We start from the raw sequence: 16,588 nt of genomic DNA, 5'->3' as shown, positions 1-16,588 counted from the left end.
GAGGTGCGCTAATGAGTCAAATTGAATTACAACATATTGACGTGACGTTTCAGCAAAAACGGCGCACTGTCCATGCGGTCAAAGACGTGTCCTTAAGTGTTGAAAAAGGTGAAATCTTTGGCATTGTTGGCTTGTCAGGGGCCGGTAAATCAACCCTTGTCCGGACCATCAATTATTTACAAGCCCCGACTAACGGCAAAGTCTTAGTGGATGGAACTGACTTAACGCAAGCTAGTGCCAAAACGATTGCCGCTGCTCGACGTAAGATTGGGTTTATCTTTCAAAATTTTAATTTGATCGGTAATCGGACGTTGGCACAAAATCTCGCCTTTGCTTTGACGGCTGGCGGGTACCCAGAAAAAGAACAACCAGCGCGGATTACTGAATTACTGGCGCTCGTGGGTTTAGCTGATCGACAAGATAACTATCCGAGTCAGCTGTCAGGTGGACAAAAGCAACGGGTCGGGATTGCGCGCGCGTTAGCTAATGATCCCGATATTCTCTTATGTGATGAAGCAACTAGTGCTTTGGACGTTGAGACCGCTGAAGAAATTATTCAGATTTTAAAGGATATTAATCAGCGCTTGCATATTACGATTGTCTTTATTACCCATCAGCTAGAAGTTGCGCGTAGCTTGTTTGATCGAGTCGCGGTTATGGAAGCGGGATGCTTAGTCGAACAATCAGCAACTTACGATTTGTTTGCGGCACCACAATCTGACATGGGTCAACGGTTAGTGAACCGGTTCTTAGATACGACCTTACCGGCAAAAGTTCAGGCGCAATTAATCCAGCAGACCGGGCAGTTATTGGCTTTACGGTATCGCGGGAGTGATTCATTAAGTCCGATTATCACGCAAATTGCTAAAAATACTGGGGTCGATATCAATATCATTCAAGGTCGGGTCGAATTTATTCAAGATCGGGCGATTGGGGTACTCGCCGTGTACTTAACGGGTAGTGCTGTCGCCATCAGTCAAGCGATTCAGGCATTTCAACAACGGGTCGATTATGTCGAGGAGGTGAGTGTCAATGCATGAGACAATTGTGATTTTACAACAAAACTTAGGTCAAGCCTTATGGGATACCGCTAAGATGGTCTTTATCTCAGGCTTTATTGGCATTATCTTTGGCACCTTAATTGGGTTATTCCTGTATTACTTCTCGAATCCATTGTTTTCACCACATCCGGTGACAAACAGTATTGTTGGCTTTGTGATCAATGCGATCCGCTCATTGCCATTTTTGATTTTAATGGTTGTGTTGATTCCATTTGCCAAGCTTGTTGCGGGCGATCCCTATACGCCGTTGGGCGGGGCAGTGTCTTTGTCTGTTGCAGCAATTCCGTTTTTTGCTCGCCTGGCTGAAGGCGCGTTTGCTGAAATTGATGCTGGCGTCGTGGAAGCGGCCCGGTCAACCGGTGCTAGCTTTTGGTTGATTTTTCAAGAAGTGCTCTTTCCAGAAGCGTTACCAGCTTTGATTCGGGGCATCGTTTTAACGCTAATCAGTTTACTAGGTTACTCCGCTATGGTCGGAACGATTGGTGCCGGCGGGATTGGTGACTTGGCGATTCAGTATGGCTATAACCGCTATAATACCGGTGTGTTAGTCAGTGTGATTGTGATTTTAATTGTAATTGTGCAAATCGTGCAGTGGTGTGGCGATCAATTAGCAGAACACTATACACGGTCATAGATAGAAAGGAACGATTCAAATGCATTATGCCGTTTTAGGTGCCGGTGCCATGGGGTTACGGTACGGAATTTTGTTACAAGCAGCTGGTTATGAGGTCGACTTTGTGGATACGTGGGACCAACAAGTCCAAACGATTAAAGCGCAACACGGGGTCTACGTGTCTCGCGATGGTCAAAATCGTCATTTAGTTCCAGTGAATATCAGTACACCAGAAGCTTATCATGGTGACCCAGATGTCTTGATCTTCTTCACCAAACAAATGGGCTTAGCCGACATCTTAAAACGTTCTGCGCATTTCTTCAACGATCGTCAATATGCGGTAACTGCGATGAATGGGATGGGGCATATTGAGAAGTTAAATCAATATTTTAAGCCTGAAAAAGTGCTCGGTGGCACGGCTTTGATTGGGACAGTTTTGAATCAAGCCGGTGATGTCGACTTTATTGGCGCATCCGGGGCTGGCTCGATGAACATTGCCAATCAAACAGAACAACCCGACGCGACGACCCATCAAATCGTCGCCGAATTTCAAGCAGCTAACTTAAATCCAAATTTAACGACGAACTTCTTAGGGACACTATTGGCCAAAGTGATTTTTAACTCAGTTATCAACACGTTATGCACCATGTTCCAAATTCAAATGGGTGAGTTTATTCAGGCACCATCCGCTGAAAAGTTGGGTAAACAACTTATCAATGAAGCGTTTGATGTTTGTGAACGCGCTGGAATTACGTTACTGAATACGCGGGAAGAAGAATGGGCCACAATTAAGTATGTCAGCAGTGAAACCAATCCCTTACATTTTCCGTCGATGTATCAAGATTTATCTAAACAACGGCCAACGGAAGTTGATTATATCAACGGCTACCTTTATGATTTAGGGGTCAAGTATCATTATGAAGCAAAGACCCATGAGTTTTTACGGCACTTGGTCCATTTGGCAGAATTTGCGGGCACATTTGATGTGGCGAGTCTAACGGCTGTTACAGAAGGGAAGCACTAATCGTGAAATTTGAAGAATCCAAGGTCTTACAACAATTACCAAAACAGTTTTTTGCTAACTTAGTGAAAAAGGTCAATGCGAAAGTCGCGACCGGCGCTGATGTGATTAACTTAGGTCAGGGTAATCCTGATCAGCCGACACCAGAATTTGTGGTTAAAGCGATGCAAAAAGCGACTGCCAATCCGGCTGATCACAAGTATTCACTGTTTCGTGGGTTGCCTCGTTTCAAGCAAGCGGCCGCGGACTTTTATGAACGTGAATATGGCGTCAAACTTGACCCTGAAAAAGAAATCGCCGTTTTAGGTGGTAGTAAAATTGGGTTAGTCGAATTGCCATTTGCCTTGTTGAACCCTGGGGATACGATGATATTGCCAGATCCCGGTTATCCAGATTACTTGTCGGGGATCACGTTGGCACAAGTTAAGTTGGAATTGTTGCGGCTTAAGTCCCAAAATGCGTTCTTACCTGATTATGCCGATATTGATCCTAAAGTTACCGAAGCGGCTAAGTTGTTGTACTTGAATTATCCGAACAACCCAACTGGGGCCGTTGCCACCCCAGAATTCTTCCAAAAGACGGTCGACTTTGCGAATGAAAAGCAAATCGGAATCGTCCATGACTTTGCTTACGGGGCAATCGGGTTTGATGGTAAGCGACCAGTTAGCTTCTTACAAACGCCGGGCGCTAAAGAGGTCGGTATCGAAATGTATACTTTATCGAAATCCTTCAATATGGCCGGTTGGCGGGTCGGCTTTGCGGCTGGGAATGCCGATATGATCGAAGCCTTGAACTTGATTCAAGATCACTTATTCGTCAGTGTCTTTCCCGCGATTCAAGATGCTGCGATTGCGGCCCTCGATAGTGATCAAAGCACCGTCCATGCTTTAGTTGCGTTGTATGAAAAACGGCGTAATCAGTTCTGGGCGGCGGCTCGTAAGATTGGTTGGGAACCTTATCCATCCGGTGGGTCATTTTATGCTTGGATGCCAGTACCTGAGGGGTATACGAGTGAAAGCTTTGCGGATCTATTATTAGACCAGGCCGCCGTGGCAGTGGCACCAGGTAATGGGTTTGGTGAAGGTGGCGAGGGCTATGTCCGGGTTGGTCTGTTGATCGATGAACCCCGGTTTACCGAAGCATGCGAACGAATTGCCAAACTACATTTATTTGATAAATAAGTTTTTAATTCAAGCTCAGTTGCTTAGCGACTGGGCTTTTTTGTTGCAACTTGTTCGAGTTGAAAAGTGGTTATAAACAGCATTAGATAGCGACTTAACTTAAAGTTTAACTTTTTTCTTGACCTCGAACGCGTTCGAGAAAGTATGCTTAAGTCATCGAAAATCGATTGCGGAGGGAAATAAGATGATTAAATATTTATTTGCAGATTTAGATGGTACGCTGTTAGACCCCACGGGCAAGGTCAATGCCACGACCGCGCAAGCTGTGCAAGAACGGGGGCTGCCAGTGACCTTAGTTTCGGCCCGGGCACCGATGGAAATGCAAGCGGCTGTGGATGCTTTAAAGCTAACGGGCCCACAAATTGCTTTTAACGGCGGCTTGATTTACGAGCGGCAAGCTGGCAAAATGATCCCGCTACAAATGCATCCCATGAAACACAGCCGAGCGGAGATGTTATTGAATTTTATTAAAAATGAATTTCCGGGTGTTAGTTTAAGTTGCTATACGCGTGATAACTGGTATACCGAACGAATCGACGGTGGTGTCCGGCATGAACAACGGTTGACTGGTCAACCAGTACAAGTCACGAGTTATGACGACTTAATGGCCGATGCCGACCAACGGATTTTTAAAATTACCGTGATTACGTTAGACTTTAAGTTGATCAGTGCGTTGGCGGCGGCTTTAAAAAAGCTCAACTATCCAGATATTAGTGCAAAATTATCAGGCTTGACGTACTTAGAAATCACGAGTGATGCAGCGCAAAAATCGCGTGGCATTCACTTTATTCAAGCGCAGTATCAATTAGCTAAGGCTGAACTAGCGGCAATTGGTGATAGTGAAAATGACTTGCCGATGTTTGCTCAAGTTGGGATGCCGATCGTCATGGGCAATGCGGCCCCGGACATTCAAGCGGTGAGTCCATATGTGACGAAAAGCAACGCTGAAGATGGCGTTGCTTATGCCTTTCAAACTTATTTAAAAAAGGAGTGATCCCCATGACTAACATTCGCGATGTTGCACGGCTTTCGGGATACTCAGTGTCGACCGTTTCTAGAGTTATTAATCAAAAAAATTATGTCTCAGCAGCTACTCGCGCGGCGATTCAAAAAGTCGTTGATGAATTAGATTATGTGCCCAACGATGTGGCCCGTGATCTCAGTCGTGGCAAGACCTTTAACGTTGGAGTGGTGTTGCCCCATTCTGACCATCCCTATTTTACCCAGTTGATTCATGGTATTACGACGGCTGCGTTTGCAGCTAAGTATCATGTGGTTCTGTTATCGTCACGGTATGATGCAGACTTAGAGTTAGATTATTTAGAAGGCTTGCGTCGAAAAGCGTATGATGCACTGATTTTTACCTCGCATGGCTTGCCGTTGCCCCGACTGGCCCGGTATCGGAAATATGGATCAATCGTGGTGTGTGAACACCCTCATGATAGTGGCATTCCGGCGGCTTACGCCCATCGCCGCACGACTTATCGGGAAGCGTTAGCGTATCTCAAACAACATGGTTACCAAAATATCGGCTTGATGTTGAGTCGGCCGATTGCAGTTAGCGCCACTAGTCAAGCGACGGCCGATGCCTATCAAGCGGTTTTCGGGCAGCGGCCCGCGGCAGCGATTTGTGCCACGGATGTCATTACGTTAGCAGACGGACAACGGGCCGCGACTGATTTTATTAAACGTGGGTTTCAATTCGATGCCATCTTAGCGAATAGTGATGATATTGCCATTGGCATTACGCGTGCTTACCAGCAGGCTGGCCGACCCGTCCCATTTTTAATCGGGCAAGAACATCAGTTATCGGGTGAAGTCGCGCATTTACCCACAATTGATCATTATTTCAATACTGTTGGCGAAAATGCCTTACAACTCGCGATTAGTGGGGCGACGACCAACGTTGCGATTGATTCGACTTTTATTGAAAAACAGTAGTTTAGTTAGTTTCTAAAAATAAAAACTAACAATTTTTAATCACTATAAATCCTTGGTGTATCAGGACTTATAGTGATTTTATTTTACTGATAGTTAGAAAAATGGTTAGTTTTTGTTGTTTTAAACTAACTATCGTGCTAATATAATTAACATTCAATCAACAGGAGGAAAAAATAATGACAACTTCAAGTCGAGACCTATTTAATAGTTTTGGTAAATTAATGCAAAACCGGGCGTTCATGATGGCTGTAATGCATCAACGCGAATTGGCGGGGATGAATGGCATGCACGGTGGCGGTCGCGGGCAAATGCGGCTCTTGCAATTATTGTCGCAATCACCAGCAGGATTAACGAATGCTGAAATTGCGGAATTGCTTGATATTCGACCGAGTTCGGTTAGTGCCACGATCAGTCGGTTAGAAGATGCTGAGCTGGTAGAACGGATTCCGAGTGAACGTGATAAGCGGGCGGTCATCGTCCGGTTAAGCGAAAACGGCCAAAAGTTATTTGCAAACCGTGATGACCAAGTCGATGCGTTGACCGACAAATTATTCAGTGGTTTAGATGATGATGAAAAGGCTGAGCTACAACGATTATTAACCAAGCTAAGTCATAGTGTGGCGGACCTGGATTTGCGGGACTTTATGCCCCATGGGGACCATCATCAAGGCTTTCCACATCAAGCTGGCTGGGGCCGGCGTTGGTTTTAAATTTTAGAAGATCGAGGCATAAGCAATGGAACGGAGAATGGGTGCGCCACGGACTGCGGCGCCAACTAAACGTAGCAAATTTGATTTACGGGGCTTTTTACGCTTAATTCGACAGACGAAGCCGCGTTATTGGCAACTTTGGATTGGGTTACTATTAGGGATGATTGCGACTGGCTTTCAGTTGATCGTGCCTAAGTTTGCGCAAACGTTGATCAATGGGTTTAGCCACGGCATTAATCACACGTTGTTGTTAGCAGTGATTGGTTTATTTGTTGCTAGCGCGGTGATTAGTGCGTTATCAGGCACGTTGTTAGGTATCTTTGGTGAAAATGTCGTCGCTAATTTGCGACAAACGTTATGGCAAAAGCTGGTTCGTTTAAAAGTCAGTTACTTTGATGATGTTAAAACGGGTGAGATGACCTCACGACTCGTTAATGATACGACCCAAATCAAAGACTTGCTGGCCAATTCATTTCCACAAATGGTCACATCGTTGTTACAACTATTCGGTGCACTAGTCATCATGTTATTGATGGACTGGAAGATGACGGCGATCATGTTTATTGCGGTACCGCTGTTACTATTGTTGATGTTACCCATCATGAGTCAATCGAGTAAAGTTGGCCGTCAACGCCAAGATGCACTCGCGACGTTTAGTGGGGCCACGGATGAAACCTTGAGTGAAATCCGATTGGTAAAATCATCTAATGCTGAAAGTTATGAAACGACCACCGGCTTTGGGCAAATCAAAAAGCTTTACCAAATTGGCTTAAAAGAAGCGATTTATGATTCTGTTGCTGGGCCAATTATGACGGCTGGTATGCTAGCGTTGTTCGTAGGGGTGTTAGTTTATGCGGCCGCCCGAGTAGCTGCTGGGACGATGACAATGGGTACCTTGGTTTCATTTCTGATGTACTTATTCCAAATCGTGGGGCCAGCTGGGACCTTGGCACAATTCTTTACGACATTGTCTAAAGCGAATGGTTCAACAGAACGGGTGCGCGACTTATTGCAAGAACCAGAAGAAGCATTAACGACCGGTGAAACGAAGTCGGTGACAAACCAAACGTTAGCGATGCAGCATGTTGACTTTGGCTACGAAGATGGTCAACCGGTCTTAAAAGATGTTAATTTTGAGGCCAAACCGAACACGGTCGTCGCGTTTGCTGGACCTTCTGGTGGTGGTAAATCAACGATCTTTGGTTTGCTAGAACGCTACTATCAACCAAGTACCGGGCAAGTGACGATTGGTGGTCAAAATGTGGCCGATTTGAACTTAAGCGATTGGCGATCACAGATTGGGTATGTGAGTCAGGATTCAGCGATTATGGCTGGAACGATTCGGCATAACTTAACGTATGGGTTTGATCGTGAGTTTAGCGATGCTGAATTATGGCATGCATTGCAATTGGCATCTGCTGATCAATTCGTCAAAGCAATGACTGATGGCTTGGATACTCAAGTTGGTGAACGTGGTGTTAAAGTAAGCGGCGGCCAACGGCAACGCTTAGCCATTGCGCGGGCATTCTTGCGGGATCCAAAGATTTTGATGCTAGATGAAGCAACGGCTAGTTTGGATTCAGAATCTGAAGCCATGGTTCAAAAAGCACTCGGTGAGTTAATGAAAGGGCGGACAACATTAGTAATCGCGCATCGATTAAGTACGATCGTTGATGCGGACCAGATTTACTTTATTGAAGCTGGTCAAGTTAGTGGGCACGGCACGCATCAAGAGTTAATGGACAGTCTGCCATTGTATCGCGATTACGTCAAAATTCAGTTTAAAGCTTAAGCTGAATGCTTGAAATGAGGCAAGAGATAAGATGAGAAAGATTCTTTGTATTGGTAGTAGTTTTGGTAGTGATGGGACCCATTATGTGCATGACTTAGCTGCTAGTGCCGGTGTTGCCACTAAAGTCGTCAATCTGTTTTTACCAGGTGGGATGTTTGAACAACATTGGGCTAATCTACAATCAGATGTACCCGCGTACTTATATGAATTAAACGGGCAATTCACGACCGAAAAAGTGTCGTTGCAAACAGTTTTGGCTGCTGAGGATTGGGACGATATCGTGTCGCATCAAGCGAGTGGTTTTACGGGGATGCAAGATCCAGCTTGCCACTTTGCAGCGTTGCTATATGCTGATTTAAAGCAGCGGGTGCCTAATGCACGCTTGTGGTTGCAACAAACGTGGGCATTTGAAACGGGTTGTGATCGTGACGCATTTGCGAAGTATGATTATAATGAAGCGTTGATGTATCAAGAATTGACGACTGTGTATCAGGCGCTTGCAACTGAATTCAATGTCGGTCTCATTCCAGTGGGAACTGTGATTCAAAACTTGCGGCAGACTGAGGCGTTTAACGTTGCGGCTGGCGGACGTTCATTGAATCGCGACGGTATGCATTTGGATTTTGTCTACGGTCGATATGCGGCCGGGGCGACCTGGGCGCAGACATTACTGGGACTGGATTTGAAGACAGCGTCGCTTGTACCAGAATCACCATTAGTGCCGGATGAAACGACGGATAGTGGATTGGTGGCGTTGATCAATGAAGCCGTGATGCAGGCTAAAGTTTAATAGATTGGTGAGGCAATTGACCGAGGGGGTTGATTGCCTTTTTTGTACGTGAAAGGAAACAATTTCAACCTAGAATATTGTCATCTATATAATGTTTACACTAGCTATACAGTTGCTTTTCAGAAAGCTAACGGTTTCAATACAGATAATTTTCATTGACTTTACATCGGTTCGATAAGCTTAACGACATAGATTTATATCTATACAAATATAAATATGGAGTGATGATATTTTGAATTCTCGAGTGTTGACAACTATTGCGTTATGTTCTGCAACGTTAACGTTAATTACTACTGCGGCCCCAGCTGCAGCAGCGGTTAAGGCTAATGCCAACCAACCGAAAGTTAGTCGAACTGATGCGGTGATTGAAAAAGCCAAGGCATTTGCAGATATTGACTTGTCACAAGCAACGCCAATCGATACAGCGAATAATATCAAAGGTATCTCGGTTATCGGTAGTCCCAAAGTTGAAACGGATACTAATCTTAATGATGGTAAGGTGACGACGTTTGATGGCAAATCAGCTTATAAATTACCAATCAGTAATGACCAATATAAACAAGTTGAAACTGGTATCGCCTTAGAGGCGTTCTTTAAGTATTCAGGTGATAATACTAAGGGTGAGCATGATATTTTATCAAGCAAAGATAATCTTGGCTTTAGTTTGGGCATCAATGAAAATGACCAACTAACTTACTATAGTAGTGATCAGAAAAGTGCTAAAACAATTAGTGCTGATCTCAAGAAAGATCGCTGGGTCCATGTGGTGGGTGTGACCGACGTTGCCCATAATCAAACGAGCTTATACGTTAACGGCAAGTTACGAGGAACGGCCTACAATAACGGTGGCTTTAAAGCTGCTGATCAATTAAAGTCATTCATGCTTGGTGCGGATTCAGTTGATGCTAATGGTAATTTAAAAGCCGCGATGAAAGGTAAAATCAAGGCGGCGCGTATTTATACCCAGAGTCTTACTGGTGATCAAGTTAAACAATTGAGTGATACTGCTCGTAAATCGGTGCATGATGAAGCACCGATTAAACAGGCATTTGATACTCAGTTGTTTGGGGCAACTGATGTTGTTGCCGGTCATAATTACAATTTGAATGTGCACACACGTCAATTAAAAGCTGGCGATGTGGATAAGGTTGAATATGATGTGACTTTTGATCCAGCTAAGTTTGAATATGCGGGCGCTGACCAGCTATTAGGTGGGGATAAAGCAACCGCGGTGACAGCAACGAATGATCATACGCTACACATTACATCAACCGCGGACTTTTCGACTCGCGAGATGCGAGAATATAGTCAAAATAGGTTGGCACGAGTTCGCTTAAAAGCTAAGCAGACATCACATGACGATAAAACAACGGTTACATTAAAGAATGCCTCAGTCAGTCTTGCAGGTAAGAAGCAAGATAAATCTGATATGACTTTTGGTAGTAATCAAACGATTGCTATTCATGCTAAAGATAAACGGGATTTTAACGGTGATGGCTTAATTGGTGTGGGTGACGTGGCGCTAGCACCTGAAGATCAAAAAGTAGCAGTTGCTAAAGATGCTGAAATTCAACCATACAAGCATGTAATCGTGTTAACAACTGATGGTGGTGGCAATCCGTGGAATCCTAAAGGCATGTATTATGCACTAAATGAGCAATCCTTACCACTTTGGACGGATAATCCGGCTGTTATGGAAAAACGAAAGAATCCATATGCCATGGACTTATTTAATAACAAATTTGCCATGAGTACGACTGCTAAGTCAGTACAACCAACTGTTTCAGCCCAAAACTATACGTCGATGATTCACAGCGTGACTTGGGGAGATATGGATTTAAACTATCAAGATACTAATACGACGGCTGGCGAACAATATTTTGCGGATTTTGGTAAGACGAAAGAAACTGAAAAGTATCCTTCGGTATTCAAAGTTTTACAGCGCGCTCAACCGAAACGTAATTTAGCTGCTTTTTCAGAATGGGCACCATTCTTGAACGGTATTATGGAACCAGATGCCGCAATGGAAAAGGAACAACCAGCTGCATTTAAGTCTTTTGATGATGTGGCTGATTATATCGGCAGTGATAAGTTTAACGATACATCGTTTATTCATATGCAAAGTGATCAAATGGATATTCGTGCGCATGGTCATGGTTGGTATAACGATGACTATTGGGAACATTATGCGCGCTATGACCAAATGTTTAAGACCGTGATGGACAAGTTAGAAAAGACTGGTCATATTCACGATACGTTGATTATTGCGAATGCTGATCATGGCGGTAGTATGCGCGCGCACGGTCAAAAGGCTTACACCCATGATCCGTCAAACTACAATATTTTTATCGGACTTGGTGGTGAAACGGTCGATGCTGGTCGTCGTTTACATGGTGGAAGTAATACCGATATTGGGGCGTTAGTTTTAAATGCGCTTAAAGTAAAGCAACCCACCTCAATGACAGGAAAAGTTTTTGATCCTTCAGCATTCTTAGACCAAACTGAATTAGTTAAGAAACATCGTCAAGTTGAAGCGGTGAATTTGGAACGAACGGCGAACAAGTTCACGTTGAAGTTTAAGCCGGAAAATAATCGTCAAATTCGAACGATTGATACGCGTATTGATCTAGCTGGTCAAAGTGTAGACAAGGTTGAAGTGCCAACCGGTGCGCGAGTACTTCGCCAGGATGTGAAAGATGGTATCTTGAAGTTGACCTTAAGCTTCAAGCAACAACCTGGTAATACTATGGCAACTGTTTCAATGAAAGGTAACCCAACGCGATCAGCGGGCAAAGTTGCAATTAAAGAAGCCATGCTTGGGACTGATAAAGGTCAAGAAGTTTTATCTGATTTAGCAAATAAAGATGTGACTTCAATTGCTAATCCAGGTAGTGGCAGCCATGTGGTCGTACCAAGTACGTCAGGCAATACGACTAAGCCGAAGAAACCAGTTAAGCCAAGTCAAAACAAAGGTGAAACAAAGCCGACAGTAACTAAAAAGCCAAGTAAACATAAAAAGAATGCATTAAAAGGTAAGATTGTTTACGCTAAAAAGAAAATCGGTTTTTATAAGAAGACTAAGTTCACCAAGAAGAATCGTTACAAGTTCTTCACAGCTAAGTCTGAAAATAAATGGGCGCAATTTAAGATTGTGAAGAAAAAGGGTAATCGCTATCAAGTCAAAGATATCAATAAAGGTTCTAAGACTTACGGTAAGCTGGGGTATATTACCACAAGTAGCAAGTTTGTTACCCCGGCTGAATATGCTAAGAAGGCTGTTAAGGTAAAGGTTATTAATCCGCGTGGCCTGTCAGCTTATAAGACAAAGAGCCTTAAGGGCAAAGCAACTCATTATAAGAAGAATGCGGTCTTGAAGATTAAAAAGATCGTTAAGGTCAACGGCAAGTATCATTTTCAACTGAAAAATGGCAAGTACATTACTGCAGATAAACATTTGATTCATGCTTACTTTAATAAGTAGTTACATCAAGTCAGGCAATTAATTGTAAGAGGTTAATTGCCTTTTGAAGGACGTAAAAGAAACCAGTTTCTGTTTTAAGAAATGATAGATACAAAACATTTACGCAAATTAAATAATTATTTTCTGAAAATAAACATAACATTTACCAGACACTTTCGGGATTTTTACATTTATTCAGTAAACTAATTAAAGTAAGTCGATCGGCTACATCAAATAAAATAGTGGAGTGATTATATTTTGAAATCCCGAGTGTTGACAACTATCGCGCTGTGTTCAGCAACTTTAACTGTCATGACAACGACAGTCCCAGCTTTTGCGGCTGGCCAAACGAACAACCAACCGGCCATGACACAAGTTCAAAAAGATGGTGCACAGGCAACTGTTAGATCTAATATTCAATCATTTAGTGCAAAACTTGTCGGAGCCTCTGACGTTGTCACTGGTCATACGTATAGTTTGAATGTACACACCCGTCAATTGGGTGTTAAAGTGGACAAAATTGAATATGATGTTACCTACGACACCACTCAATTCGAGTATATCGGTGCGGATCAATTACTTGGTGGCGATAAAACTACCGTTACTAAAGTAAAAGATGGTATCGTCCATGTTAGTTCAACAGCAGATTTATCTGGTAAGGATTTCCGTGAATATAATAAAACCCGTTTGGCGCGGGTTAAGTTAAAAGCCAAAGCTGTTGGTAATAAGAACAGTACGGCAACAATTGCCATTAAGAGTGCCAAAGCTAGTGTTAATGGTCAAGCAGCTACGGACATGAATATGGATTATGGTGGTCAACAAAATGTCACGATCCATGCCAAAGACATTAATGATTACAATGGTGATGGTATTGTTGGTGTTGGTGACGTTGCGCTAGCACCTAAAGAACGGCAAGCAGAAGTTGCCAAAGCTGCCGAAATTCGGCCATATAAGCATGTCATCGTATTGACAACTGATGGTGGTGGTAATCCTTGGAGTCCTGAAGGAATGTACTATGCTAAGGATAAAGCAACATTACCTAAATGGGTTGCAAAATCTACTGGTAATGCCGAACAAGATAAAGCAAACGCTGAAATTTTAGCTAAACGAAAAAACACTTATACGATGGACTTGTTTAACAAGCAATTTGCTATGAGTACGACTGCCCAAGCGGTGCAACCAACGATTTCAGCACAAAATTATTCCTCAATGCTTCATGGTTTAGCCTGGGGGGATATGGATAGCAGTTATCAAATGACTAACGGTACTGCTGGTCAATTCTATTTCAATGATTTCGGTAAGCAAACGCCTAAATACCCATCAGTATTTAAGGTATTGCAACAAGCTAACCCACACCAAGGTGCCGCAGCGTTTGCTGAATGGACACAAATCTTGAATGGGATTACGGAAGCAGATGCTCCAGTTGCAACACAACCATCTAAGAGTTTGAAATCATTTGATGATGTTGCAGATTACGTTGGTACGGATCAATTTAAAGATACGTCCTTAGTTTATATGCAAAGTGATTACATGGATGGGCAAGGTCATAGCCAAGGCTGGTATGATGATAATTATTGGGATAAATATGAACAATATGATGGCTTGTTTAAGAAGGTTATGGATAAACTAGAAGCAACTGGTCATGCGCATGATACGTTAGTCATCGCTAATGCCGATCATGGCGGTAGTATGAAGAGCCATGGTTCAGCACAGTATACCAACGACGATTCTAACAAGAATATCTTCATTGCCCTTGGTGGTGAAACCATCGATAGTGGTCATCGCTTGAACGGTGGTAGCAATTCCGATATTAGTGCTTTAGTTTTAAATGCATTACGCGTGAAACAACCAGCTTCGATGACTGGTAAGGTCTTTGATTCATCAGCATTCTTGAACCAAACTGATTTGGCGAAGAAGAATCGGAATGTTGAATCAATCAAGTTAAATCGTGGTGAAGATAAAGTTGACTTGACACTTAAGGGTCGTGAATCTCGGCAAGACAGTCAAATTCGGACAGTTGATTCACGCATTAACTTAGCTGGCCGTGAAGTCGCTCAAGTGGTTGTACCAACTGGCGCTAAAGTAATCCGGCAATCTGTTGAAAATGGCGTTCTTAAATTAACAACTAGCTATGATAAGACGCCAACTGGTAAGTTAGCAACGGTTCAATTCAAGGCTGGTAAGACCAACTCAGGCCAAGATGTCACGCTTAAGGAAGCAATGTTAGGCACATCAACTGGTAATGAAATTTTACCTGACTTAACTAATAACGGTACGACAACGAGTGGTAATGGCTATACTGCCCCAAGTACTGGTGGCTCAAGTGTAACCACAACTCCAGGAACCGGCTCAACTGGTTCATCGACTTCAACTACGAAGCCAACGAAACCAACCAAGCCAACTGAAACCACTAAACCTGAAGAAACAACCAAGCCAAGCAAGCATAAAGCTAACAAGCTCAAGGGCAAAGTTGTTTACGCACAAAAGAAGATTGGCTTCTACAAGAGTACTAAGTTTACGAAGCACAATCGTTACAAGTTCTTTACTGCTAAAACTCAAAATAAGTGGGCCCAATTCAAAATCGTAACGAAGAAGGGTAATCGTTACCAAGTTAAGGATATCAATAAGGGTTCTAAGACTTACGGTAAGACTGGTTATATCACCACTAGCAGCAAATTTGTAACAGGTGCTGAATACACGAAGAAAGCCACTAAGGTTAAGGTAATCGCACCACGTGGATTATCAGCTTACAAGAGCAAGAACCTGACTGGTAAGGCAACTCATTACAAGAAGAATGCAGTCTTGAAGGTTAAGAAGATTGTTAAGGTCAAAGGTAAGTATCATTTCCAATTACAAAATGGTAAATACATTACTGCTGATAAGCACATGATTCACGCTTACTTTGCCAAATAAGACCTAATTAAAGGGAGCTATCGTCAAAATTAACTTGGCGATGGCTCCCTTTTTACTATGCTTCATCATCTGGTTTAGGAAAACTTTTACGGTAAATCAAATCCGCATCCAATAGAATCGTACGTTTGCCACGGGTATCGAAAATCAATGATTCTTTTAACGCGTTGATCGCAAGTTGGCCTAGTTCACTTGTATCGATTCTAAAAGTCGTCAGTGGCGGTGAGACGTATTGGGCAATATCAATATCATTGATACTAATAATTGCCGTATCAACTGGGACGGTGATCTTATGTTCATTAAATGCTTGTAAGACACCCACGGCTAGTGGATCAGAAGCAACCAGAAAGCCCTTAGGTAATGGTTGGTCGACTAGTGAAGTGACGACTTGTTCACCTAAGGCCCGGCCACTTTCAACTGAAAAGTCGCGGCCGATAAAGACAAAACGGCTATCAAAACAGCCAAGTTCACGCATGTGGCTTTCAAAGTATTTCTGACGCGCATCCATATGACCACCATGATGCTGATGGTCAGACCAAAAGCCGCCGCCAATAAAGCCAATCGGGGTATCATGACTAGCTCGGAACAAATCGATGGCCCGTTCAGTCATAGCTTGTAAGTCAGGTTGAACCGAACTAAAGTCATGTGAATCAGGATTGGCATCTACAAAGATACGATGTGGTGACAATTGTTTGAGCTTGGTCAAACTAGTCTTGGAAAATTCACCGACAGCAATGAACCCGTCAATATCTGGTGGTACCGCCTCCAAATTATGATAGAAGGTTAATTGGAAATTAGACTTATCACCATGTTCGACGATGCTTTTACGTAAATTACTATAGTACACATCTTCGAGTTCTTTTTGTGGTTCTACCGCAAAAAGAACGGCAATTTTGTAGGCCAAGCCATGATTGGTATTGGGCTGTTGGTAGTTCAAGCTTTGCGCGGTTTTTAAGATACGCTTGCGGGCTGTGTCGGAAATTGAAAAGGTTGGATCATTATTCAATAGCCGCGAAACGGTAGCGGGTGAATAGCCAGCCTTAGCGGCAATTTCACGAATCGTTGTCATCGTAACCACCTCCTGAGGTAATTGTTTACTAAAATTTGGT

General features: G+C 43.2%; 12 protein-coding genes. 11 read left to right on the top strand and 1 reads right to left on the bottom strand.

The annotated features are described in order from the left end of the window. Positions 1-11 precede the first annotated feature (11 nt). The 11 genes from FFM75_RS07790 (at position 12) to FFM75_RS07740 (ending at position 15,482) form a co-directional block, all read left to right on the top strand. Complete coding sequence (locus FFM75_RS07790) at positions 12-1,040, top strand: methionine ABC transporter ATP-binding protein (protein WP_137628612.1); 1,029 nt, start codon at positions 12-14, stop codon at positions 1,038-1,040. Further along, on the top strand, positions 1,033-1,695 hold the full coding sequence (locus tag FFM75_RS07785) for a methionine ABC transporter permease (protein ID WP_137628611.1): 663 nt from the start codon (positions 1,033-1,035) through the stop codon (positions 1,693-1,695). Before FFM75_RS07790 ends, FFM75_RS07785 begins: the two co-directional genes overlap by 8 nt. A gap of 19 nt (positions 1,696-1,714) precedes the next feature. Beyond that, on the top strand, positions 1,715-2,698 hold the full coding sequence (locus FFM75_RS07780; protein WP_137628610.1) for a ketopantoate reductase family protein: 984 nt from the start codon (positions 1,715-1,717) through the stop codon (positions 2,696-2,698). A 2-nt stretch (positions 2,699-2,700) separates the two neighbouring features. Beyond that, complete coding sequence (locus FFM75_RS07775) at positions 2,701-3,876, top strand: pyridoxal phosphate-dependent aminotransferase (protein WP_137628609.1); 1,176 nt, start codon at positions 2,701-2,703, stop codon at positions 3,874-3,876. A 184-nt stretch (positions 3,877-4,060) separates the two neighbouring features. Further along, the gene (locus FFM75_RS07770; RefSeq protein WP_137628608.1) at positions 4,061-4,870 is read left to right on the top strand and encodes an HAD family hydrolase; all 810 of its coding nucleotides are present in this window, start codon (positions 4,061-4,063) and stop codon (positions 4,868-4,870) included. Between the two features lie 5 nt (positions 4,871-4,875). Then, entirely contained in the window at positions 4,876-5,817 is a 942-nt protein-coding gene (locus FFM75_RS07765) for a LacI family DNA-binding transcriptional regulator (protein ID WP_137628607.1), read from the top strand. 176 nt (positions 5,818-5,993) lie between these two features. Then, the gene (locus FFM75_RS07760; RefSeq protein WP_137628606.1) at positions 5,994-6,527 is read left to right on the top strand and encodes a MarR family winged helix-turn-helix transcriptional regulator; all 534 of its coding nucleotides are present in this window, start codon (positions 5,994-5,996) and stop codon (positions 6,525-6,527) included. A 25-nt stretch (positions 6,528-6,552) separates the two neighbouring features. After that, the gene (locus FFM75_RS07755) at positions 6,553-8,319 is read left to right on the top strand and encodes an ABC transporter ATP-binding protein (RefSeq protein WP_137628605.1); all 1,767 of its coding nucleotides are present in this window, start codon (positions 6,553-6,555) and stop codon (positions 8,317-8,319) included. 31 nt (positions 8,320-8,350) lie between these two features. Next, positions 8,351-9,109 carry a DUF4886 domain-containing protein gene (locus FFM75_RS07750; protein ID WP_137628604.1) on the top strand — a complete coding sequence of 253 codons (759 nt, stop codon included), beginning with the start codon at positions 8,351-8,353 and terminating at the stop codon, positions 9,107-9,109. Between the two features lie 232 nt (positions 9,110-9,341). Beyond that, positions 9,342-12,590: a LamG-like jellyroll fold domain-containing protein gene (locus tag FFM75_RS07745; protein ID WP_137628603.1), complete on the top strand. Its 3,249-nt coding sequence runs from the start codon at positions 9,342-9,344 to the stop codon at positions 12,588-12,590. Between the two features lie 237 nt (positions 12,591-12,827). Next, positions 12,828-15,482, top strand: a complete 2,655-nt coding sequence (locus FFM75_RS07740; protein WP_137628602.1) for a DUF5776 domain-containing protein — start codon at positions 12,828-12,830, stop codon at positions 15,480-15,482. Positions 15,483-15,537: 55 nt separating this feature from the next. On the opposite strand, the gene FFM75_RS07735 is transcribed toward FFM75_RS07740, so the two are convergent. Next, a complete protein-coding gene (locus FFM75_RS07735) occupies positions 15,538-16,548 on the bottom strand; it encodes a LacI family DNA-binding transcriptional regulator (protein WP_137628601.1) in 1,011 nt (336 codons plus the stop codon). Positions 16,549-16,588 lie beyond the last annotated feature (40 nt).

This window comes from Lactiplantibacillus daowaiensis (assembly GCF_005405085.1).
Classification (GTDB): Bacteria; Bacillota; Bacilli; order Lactobacillales; family Lactobacillaceae; genus Lactiplantibacillus; species Lactiplantibacillus daowaiensis.
This window is presented reverse-complemented; position numbering and strand designations above follow the sequence as displayed.

Coding starts and splice junctions, on each gene's coding strand:
- FFM75_RS07790 (WP_137628612.1), top strand. CDS start 12: ATGAGTCAAATTGAATTACAACATATTGACGTGACGTTTCAGCAAAAA.
- FFM75_RS07785 (WP_137628611.1), top strand. CDS start 1,033: ATGCATGAGACAATTGTGATTTTACAACAAAACTTAGGTCAAGCCTTA.
- FFM75_RS07780 (WP_137628610.1), top strand. CDS start 1,715: ATGCATTATGCCGTTTTAGGTGCCGGTGCCATGGGGTTACGGTACGGA.
- FFM75_RS07770 (WP_137628608.1), top strand. CDS start 4,061: ATGATTAAATATTTATTTGCAGATTTAGATGGTACGCTGTTAGACCCC.
- FFM75_RS07765 (WP_137628607.1), top strand. CDS start 4,876: ATGACTAACATTCGCGATGTTGCACGGCTTTCGGGATACTCAGTGTCG.
- FFM75_RS07760 (WP_137628606.1), top strand. CDS start 5,994: ATGACAACTTCAAGTCGAGACCTATTTAATAGTTTTGGTAAATTAATG.
- FFM75_RS07755 (WP_137628605.1), top strand. CDS start 6,553: ATGGAACGGAGAATGGGTGCGCCACGGACTGCGGCGCCAACTAAACGT.
- FFM75_RS07750 (WP_137628604.1), top strand. CDS start 8,351: ATGAGAAAGATTCTTTGTATTGGTAGTAGTTTTGGTAGTGATGGGACC.
- FFM75_RS07735 (WP_137628601.1), bottom strand. CDS start 16,548: ATGACAACGATTCGTGAAATTGCCGCTAAGGCTGGCTATTCACCCGCT.